General features: G+C 62.7%; 6 protein-coding genes. 2 read left to right on the top strand and 4 right to left on the bottom strand.

The genetic code is table 11. The features are described 5' to 3' along the window. Positions 1-36: 36 nt before the first annotated feature. Positions 37-855, bottom strand: coding sequence for a UDP-2,3-diacylglucosamine diphosphatase (locus ASB58_RS09845; RefSeq protein ID WP_096004213.1), 819 nt, complete (start codon positions 853-855; stop codon positions 37-39). A gap of 166 nt (positions 856-1,021) precedes the next feature. Here ASB58_RS09845 and ASB58_RS09850 point away from each other — a divergent pair, with 166 nt between their 5' ends. After that, the gene (locus ASB58_RS09850) at positions 1,022-3,199 is read left to right on the top strand and encodes a patatin-like phospholipase family protein (protein WP_096004214.1); all 2,178 of its coding nucleotides are present in this window, start codon (positions 1,022-1,024) and stop codon (positions 3,197-3,199) included. A 43-nt stretch (positions 3,200-3,242) separates the two neighbouring features. Here ASB58_RS09850 and recQ read toward each other — a convergent pair whose 3' ends face one another. Continuing rightward, positions 3,243-5,369 (bottom strand): DNA helicase RecQ, encoded by a 2,127-nt coding sequence (recQ, locus tag ASB58_RS09855; RefSeq protein WP_118130347.1) that lies wholly within the window; start codon positions 5,367-5,369, stop codon positions 3,243-3,245. Between the two features lie 123 nt (positions 5,370-5,492). Between recQ and ASB58_RS09860 the strand changes: the two genes are divergently transcribed. Further along, on the top strand, positions 5,493-6,083 hold the full coding sequence (locus ASB58_RS09860) for a UPF0149 family protein (RefSeq protein WP_096004216.1): 591 nt from the start codon (positions 5,493-5,495) through the stop codon (positions 6,081-6,083). On the opposite strand, the gene ASB58_RS09865 is transcribed toward ASB58_RS09860, so the two are convergent. Continuing rightward, positions 6,080-6,721, bottom strand: coding sequence for a DsbA family protein (locus tag ASB58_RS09865; RefSeq protein WP_118130349.1), 642 nt, complete (start codon positions 6,719-6,721; stop codon positions 6,080-6,082). The two genes, ASB58_RS09860 and ASB58_RS09865, sit on opposite strands and share 4 nt — an antisense overlap. A gap of 20 nt (positions 6,722-6,741) precedes the next feature. Beyond that, positions 6,742-7,692, bottom strand: a complete 951-nt coding sequence (gene trhO / locus ASB58_RS09870; RefSeq protein ID WP_118130351.1) for an oxygen-dependent tRNA uridine(34) hydroxylase TrhO — start codon at positions 7,690-7,692, stop codon at positions 6,742-6,744. Between the last annotated feature and the right edge of the window lie 242 nt (positions 7,693-7,934).

Consider the following 7,934-nt stretch of genomic DNA (forward strand, 5'->3'; position numbering starts at 1 on the left):
CTGTTGCGATGCGCTCATCGCAACAGCGGCCACCTCTCAGGCTGCGCTGCCCTCCAGCGCATCGGCTACCGGCTCCAGCGCCGCAGCCGTACTCTCGTCCCAGCGGTACAGCTCGATACGTCCGTCCTGGTGCTCGATCAGCGCTGTGCAGGACTCCACCCAGTCACCGCAGTTGAGATAGTCGATGCCGTTGACCTGGCGAATCTCCGCGTGGTGAATGTGGCCACAGACCACGCCTTCATAGCCGCGCTGAACGCATTCGTGGGCCAGCGCCTCCTCGAACTCGCTGATGAAGTTGACCGCCTTTTTCACCCGATGCTTGAGATAGGCTGACAGCGACCAGTAGCCGAAGCCAAAGCGTGAGCGCCAGTGGTTGAGCCAGCGGTTGAGCACCAGGCTGAACTCGTAGGCATGATCCCCCAGAAATGCCAGCCAGCGGTGACAGCGGGTGATCACATCAAACTGATCGCCATGGATGACCAGCAAACGACGCCCGTCCTGGCATTGGTGTACCGCCTCGTCCACCAGCTCGATATTGCCCAGCAGCAGGGTCGAGTAGCGGCGCAGAAACTCGTCGTGGTTACCCGTCACGTAGACCACCCGAGTGCCACGCTTGCTCATGGTCAGCACGCGGCGCAGCACATTGGTATGGGCCTGCGGCCAGTAGATCCCCTTGCGCAGACGCCAGCCATCGATAATGTCACCAACCAGGTAGAGCTGGTCACAGTCGTAGGATTTGAGGAAGGTTGCCAGCTTGTCGGCCTGGCAGCCACGGGTGCCGAGGTGCAGGTCCGAGATCCACAGGGTTCTGACGCGCTGCTTTTGCGCCTTGGGCAAAGACACGGCGGTATTCATGCGGCTGTCCTCCTTGGGAAGTTAGGAAAACCTTATCGCCGAGCAGTGACTGACACATGTCAGAAATATGGCCTTAACATGACAGCAGGATCGACCCGCAGGGGCGCGCAGCTTCATATACAATGGCGGCTTTTCCACCATGCCACCCGCTGCCCGGACCCGCGTCATGCTCAAACGCCTGCTGCCGTTGCTGTTGCTTTTCCTCTCCACATGGACCCTGGCCGAACCGCTGCGTACCGGCCTGGTGCTGTCGGGCGGCGGTGCCCGGGGGCTCGCGCATATCGGCGTGCTCAAGCAACTGGAAGAGATGAACATCCCCATCGATGCGATCGCCGGCACCAGCATGGGCGCAGTGATTGGCGGACTTTATGCGGCTGGCTACAGCGCCGATGAACTGGAACAGATCGCGCTGGATCTGGACTGGCAGGCGACCCTCAGCGACACGCCGCTACGCGAGGACATCCCCTACCGCCGCAAGCAGGACGACCGCGACTTTCTGGTCAAGCAACGGCTGACCTTCAAGGATGGTGCGCTGAGTTTCCCGCTGGGCCTGTTGCAGGGCCAGAACATGGGCGTAGTGCTGGAAAGCCTGCTGGTGCACACCAACGAGATCGACGATTTTGATCGTCTGCCCATCCCCTTCCGCGCGGTGGCCACCGATATTGCCACCGGCGAAGCCGTGGTGTTCGACCGCGGGCACCTGCCGCTGGCCATCCGCGCGAGCCTGGCCCTGCCCGGCTTCTTTGCCCCGGTCGAGGTGGATGGCCGGCTGCTGGTAGACGGCGTACTGAGCAAGAACGTGCCCATCGATGTCGCCCGCGCCATGGGCGTGGACCGGGTCATCGTGGTGGATATCGGCACGCCGCTGAAATCGACCAGCGAGCTCAATTCGGTGCTGGACATCATGGACCAGACCACCACCCTGCTCACCCGTACCAACACCGAGCGTCAGCTGGCCACCCTGACCGACGCCGATCTGCTGCTGCAACCCGCGCTGGGCGACATGGGCTTCAGCAGCTTTGCCGAAACCCAGCAGGCCATCGACGCCGGCGCGCGCAGCCTGAGCGAGGCCGACGGCGTGCTGGCCTTTGTTGCCCCACAGGGCAGCGATGCCGGCGGCAATCTGGCCAGCAGCCGCCCCCAACGCCAGGCGATTATTCATGCTGTCGAGGTGGACAACAGCGGCAAGGTGGCCGATGAAGTGGTGCTCAGCATGATTCGACAGGAGATCGGTGAGCCGCTCAATCTGGCACGCCTGCAAACCGACATGGGCACCATTTACGGCACCGACTACTTCAGCCGCGTCACCTACGAGGTAGTGCACGATCAGGGCCACAATACCCTGCTGGTGCACACTGCCGGCCGCCGGACCGGCACCGACTACCTGCGTCTGGGGCTGAATCTGGTCGATGATTTCGAGGGTGACAGCCAGTACAACCTGGGCGCCAGCTTCCGCGTCAACGGCCTCAACCCCTTGGGCGCCGAATGGCTGACCCGGCTGCAGGTCGGCTCGGATCAGGAGCTGTACACGGAGTTCTATCAGCCGCTGGACTACGGCTCACGCTACTTCGTCGCCCCCTTCATTGACGCCGAGGCGCGCAACCTCGAAGTCATCGACGACAACGACCCCATCGTGGCTTACCGCCAGAAGCGCTATGGCGCCGGTATCAATATCGGTCGGCAAATTGCCAACAACGGCGAGGTGCGTTTTGGGCTGTCGCGCTACCGCGGCAACTCGCGGGTCCGCATCGGCGATCCGGACCTGCCGGATGTCGACTTTGACGAGGCGTTTTACTCGATCGAGGTCGACCGCGACACCCTGGATAACGTCAACTTCCCGCGTTCCGGAGACGAGGCCAAGTTCAGCTGGCGGCAGTCCGAGCCGGCACTGGGCGCCGACGAGCGCTATCAGCAAATCGAATTCAAGGCCAACAAGGCCTTCGGTTTTGGTCCCAACAGCTTGCAAGTTGGCGGTTTTATCGGGCGAACCGACAGCGATGTAAACGTGGCGCAGAGCAGTTTTGTGCTGGGCGGCCCCGGCTGGTTCTCTGGTTTCCGTCAGGACGCTCTGGCCGGCCAGAACTATCAGCTCGGCCGCCTGGTCTACTACCGCCGCCTGACACCCAGCTACTTCAATGCCGTCAGCCTGCCGCTGTACCTGGGCGCCAGTCTGGAATACGGGCGGGTATACAACCGCGACGAGACCGACTTTGACACCGGCTACTTCGGGGGCGGCAGCCTGCTGCTGGGGATGGATACGCTGGTCGGCCCGCTATTTTTTGGTCTGGGCGCCAACGAAGAGGGGCATGAGGCGCTGTACATGAAGCTGGGGCAGACGTTCTAACCTGCCGGGGCGCGAGGCCATACGCCTCGCACAGCCTCGCATCCTAGCCGCTGATTTCCTGCACCAGCGCCGCGCGGATGCAGTGCAGCACGCCCTCTTCGATCGGCTCGTCGAGCTCGCGGGCCACCGTGCGCACACCCGGCAACTCATCGCTGTCGTGATTGAGAAAGTGGTCCTGAATCCGTTCCAGCTGCGCCGGCCCGATATCAATCGCCTGCTCCAGCGTCAGGTTACCGGTACTGATACCCTGCGCCAGCTGGCCGTAGACCTTGCGCAACGGCTGGCCGAGCTGCGCCGCGGCCTGCTCGGCGGTCATGCCGGCCAGCACCAGCGCCAGCGCCTCATGGGCGTCACGCGTCTCGTTATCCGTCTGCGCGCCCTCACCTCCCAGCACCTGCAGAAAGTCTGTGCCGTAACGCTCCAGCTTGTGCGACCCCACGCCGCTGACCAGTGACATGTCCTGCAGAGTCGTCGGCCGCTGACGCAGCATGTCCACCAGCGTACTGTCAGGGAAGATGACATAGGGAGGCACACCGTGGGCATCCGCCAACTGCTTGCGTCGAGCCCGCAGCGCTTCCCACAGCTCGCGATCGGCCTCGGCAATCACCGGCTTGTTGCTGCTGCGCGTACCGCTGCTGCTTGGTTTGCTGACATCACGCCGCAATTGCAGACTTTCCTCGCCACGCAACAGCCCGCGGCAACTTTCGGCCAGACGCAGGCTGCCGTAACCATCCAGGTCGATCTCGACCAGCGCTCTGGCAATCAGCTGACGGAATACCGAGCGCCACTCGTTTTCGCCCAGCCCCTTGCCAATCCCCCAGGTAGACAGATGCTGGTGTCCGGCATTGCGAATCTTCTCGTTGTCGCGCCCCAGCAAAATATCGATCAGATGACCGACGCCGTAGCGCTGCCCGCTGCGGTAGATGGTCGACAACGCCATGCGCGCCGCCTCGCTACCGTCCCAGGTATCCACCGGTTCCAGACAGTTATCGCAGTTGCCACACGGCTCTGGCAGGGTTTCGCCGAAGTAGCCCAGCAGGGTCTGCCGACGACAGCTGGTCAGCTCGCACAGCGCCAGCATGGCATCAAGCTTGTGCCGCTCGATGCGCTTGTGCCGCTCGTCGCCCTCGGAGCCGGCCATAATCTGGTTGAGCATCAGCACGTCTTGCAGGCCGTAGGCCATCCAGGCATCGGCTGGCAACCCGTCACGCCCTGCCCGGCCCGTCTCCTGGTAGTAGGCCTCGACGCTCTTGGGCAGATCCAGGTGGGCCACAAAGCGCACGTTGGACTTGTCGATCCCCATGCCAAAGGCGATGGTGGCGACCATGATCAAGCCTTCCTCGTTGAGAAAGCGCTTCTGGTGATTGGCGCGCAGCTCCGCTGGCAGGCCGGCATGGTAAGGCAGCGCCGGCCAGCCCTGGTCACACAGCCAGGCAGCCGTGTCCTCGACCTTGCGGCGCGACAGGCAGTAGACGATACCGGCGTTGCCCCGATGCTCGCGCAAAAAGGCCTGCAACTGCTGGCGCGGCTTATCCTTGGGCACAATGCGGTAGAAGATATTCGGGCGATCAAAACCGGAGATAAAACAGGCCGCTTGCTCCAGCTTCAGGCGTTGCGCCATTTCGGCGCGGGTGCGCTCGTCAGCGGTCGCCGTCAGCGCCATGCGCGGCACGCCCGGAAACTGCTCGGCCAGCTGGCCCAATTGCAGGTATTCCGGACGGAAGTCATGCCCCCATTGGGAGACGCAGTGGGCCTCGTCAATGGCGATCAGGGCGATCTGCAGAGACTGCAGGAAGGCAATGGTACGCGGCTTGAGCAGGCGCTCGGGTGCCAGGTAGAGAAACTCCAGCTCACCAGCGCGCATCTGCCGGGCGATCTCACGCTGGGCGTCTTCGCTGAGCGTCGAGTTGAGTGCAGCGGCGCGCAAACCAAGCTCGTTGAGCGTGGCGACTTGATCATCCATCAGCGCAATCAGCGGCGACACAACGACTGTCAGCCCCTGACGCAGCAACCCCGGTACCTGATAGCACAGCGATTTGCCGCCGCCGGTGGGCATCAGCACCAGGGCATCACCGCCACAGGCAACCTGATCAATGATATCGGCCTGCTGACCACGGAATTCGCCGTAGCCAAACACGTCTCGCAATTGTTGCAGGGCTTGCTCGCGCATGGGTCTCCTTAGTGGGGGTCAGGACGCGCACCGGGATGTTTCAGCGGCCGCAGAGTATAACGCCTTTGGCAATTGCCCGGGGCATGCGTAAAATGCCGGGACCATTGATAGAGAGGTGTCCCCATGTCCTTTTCCGACCAGCTCCAGCACCTGCAAGCATTTCTGGACGCCGACGACCTGCACGATGAAGCGCTGGATTACATGGCCGCCTGCGGCTACCTGACCGCTCTGGCGATAAGCCCGGAGGTAGTGGAGGACGCCGAACTGCTGGCAGAACTGTTTGCCGAGACGCCGGACTATCAGGATGCCGAGCAGCAAGCGCAGATCGAAAGCACCCTGCTGGAACTCAAGGCGCGCATCGCCCGCGAGCTGGCCAGCGACGAGGACCTGGAACTGCCCTGCGAGCTGACGCTGGGTGATGAGCCGGACTACTCCGACCTGCGCAGCTGGTGTATCGGCTTCATGGAGGGCGTGTTCCTGCGTGAGGAAGCCTGGTTCAGCAATGACGAAGAGCTGGTCAGCGAGTTGCTGCTGCCGATCATGGTTGCCTCCGGCCTGTTTGCCGATCAGCCCGAGTTTGCCGAAATCCATGAAGACGAAGACATGGTCGAGGACATGGCTGAGCACATCCCCCAGGTGCTGACCCAGCTGTTCCTGCTGTTCAACGCCCCGGAAGAAAAGCAGAAGCCGGCGCTGATCACCAAGCGTCGCTAAGCCACTGACTGGCGGCCCTCACCGGCCGCCAGCCAGCGCTCCAGCAGCGCCAGCACATCCGTCTCCGGACGATACCCGGTGCTGAGTAGCGCCAGCTGACCGTCACGCTCGCCAAACAGAATCGGCAACTCTGCCAATCCCAAGCCCTCCACCCACTGCAAGTCCTGCTCCAACTGCTCGGCACTGGCCGGCGCATCGAAGCGTTCAGCAAACAAAGCTGCGTCGTATTGGCTCGCCTCGGCCACGGCAACCAGCACAGCCGTTTGCGTCACATCCTGCCCTGCCACATAAAACGCCTCCTGCAACGCCCGGGCAAAGACCCAGCTACGCGCCGGGTCGAGCTCGCGCGCCACAATCAGCGCACGGCTGGCGGGCCGGGTGTCGTAAACCAGGGTAGAAGGTAGCGCCTGTGGGTCGCCAAAGGGTTGGCCACTGAGGCTGGCGACCGCCTGCCAGTGGGCGGCCAGCGCCTGGCGCGAGTGCTGATCCAGCGGCGCACCATGGTTGGCGCGCAGGCTGGCCGGCATCAGATGCAAGGGCAGATCCGGCCAGCGCTGGCGAATACGATCGAGCAGCGGCGCCATCCCCCAGCACCAGGAGCACATGGGGTCCATCACATGGATCAGGCGCTGCTGCATCGGTGATTCTCCTGTAGGGATCAGTCGCCCCTGTTGGCGTTTGGCGAAGCCAGGCTAGCCGCCTTGCCAATAGGATGCGGCTCGTTACGGCGTTTGGCCAGCTCAATCTGACGCTGACGCTCCTCGGCGCGCTGGCGCGTCTTCTCCGGCAGGCTGTCGTAGCAGCGCGGACAGCTGATGCCCTCGACGTACTGGCTGGACGCCTTGTCCTCAGCCGATACCGGGTGGCGGCAGGCGTGGCACTGATCGAAGGAGCCTGGGGCCAGGTCGTGACGCACGGTCACCCGGTTATCAAACACAAAGCATTCACCATTCCACATCGACTCTTCGGCCGGAACGTCCTCAAAATACTTGAGAATACCGCCCTTGAGGTGAAACACCTCACCAAAGCCTTCCTCGAGCATGTAGCTGGACGCCTTCTCGCAACGGATGCCGCCGGTACAGAACATTGCCACCTTTTTGTGACGTTTTGGGTCAAAGTGCTCGCGCACGTACTCGGGGAATTCACGAAAGGTCTTGGTCTGCGGGTCGATAGCGCCCTCAAAGGTACCGATAGACACCTCGTAGTCGTTGCGGGTGTCGATCAGCAGTACCTCGGGGTCGCTGATCAGGGCGTTCCAGTCCTTGGCGTCGACATAGGTGCCCACCTTGCGCGTCGGCGAAACACCCTCGACGCCCAGGGTGACGATTTCCTTCTTCAGCTTGACCTTGGTGCGGTAGAAGGGAATCTCGTCGCAAAAAGATTCCTTGTACTCCAGATCAGTCAAGCGGGGGTCACTGCGCAGCCAATCCAGCACCGCAGCCATACCCGCCTGGGGGCCGGCGATGGTGCCGTTGATGCCTTCCTCGGCCAGCAACAAGGTGCCTTTGACGCCGTTGGCGGTCATCTCGTCCAGCAGGGGCTGGCGCAGGGCTTGATAGTCATCCAGGCGGACGAACTTGTAGAGTGCCACAACAACAATTGCAGACATGCATACCTCTTCTTCAGTGGGCGCCCGCGTAAAGGGCGTACCGTTGGGGGCGGCGATTCTAGCAAAAAATGGGGGTGTTGCGGATGGGTGGGACCGCCGAGTGATAGCTCGTCCGGTCGTTACTTGTGAACTCGAAAGCGCGCTTGGTCATTCTCTGCGCCTTTGTCCCATCCGCCTTTCGCCTTCTCCGGCGAGCCAAGGGGGGCTGCTTGCCCAGCCCCCCTTGGCAATCCCCCGGGGCA

The organism is Pseudomonas abyssi (genome assembly GCF_003444685.1).
Lineage (GTDB): Bacteria > Pseudomonadota > Gammaproteobacteria > Pseudomonadales > Pseudomonadaceae > Halopseudomonas > Halopseudomonas abyssi.

What these genes read in the sequence shown, in the direction of transcription:
- ASB58_RS09845 (WP_096004213.1), bottom strand. Translation starts at nt 855, where the DNA reads ATGAATACCGCCGTGTCTTTGCCCAAGGCGCAAAAGCAGCGCGTCAGA.
- recQ (WP_118130347.1), bottom strand. Translation starts at nt 5,369, where the DNA reads ATGCGCGAGCAAGCCCTGCAACAATTGCGAGACGTGTTTGGCTACGGC.
- ASB58_RS09860 (WP_096004216.1), top strand. Translation starts at nt 5,493, where the DNA reads ATGTCCTTTTCCGACCAGCTCCAGCACCTGCAAGCATTTCTGGACGCC.
- ASB58_RS09865 (WP_118130349.1), bottom strand. Translation starts at nt 6,721, where the DNA reads ATGCAGCAGCGCCTGATCCATGTGATGGACCCCATGTGCTCCTGGTGC.
- ASB58_RS09850 (WP_096004214.1), top strand. Translation starts at nt 1,022, where the DNA reads ATGCTCAAACGCCTGCTGCCGTTGCTGTTGCTTTTCCTCTCCACATGG.
- trhO (WP_118130351.1), bottom strand. Translation starts at nt 7,692, where the DNA reads ATGTCTGCAATTGTTGTTGTGGCACTCTACAAGTTCGTCCGCCTGGAT.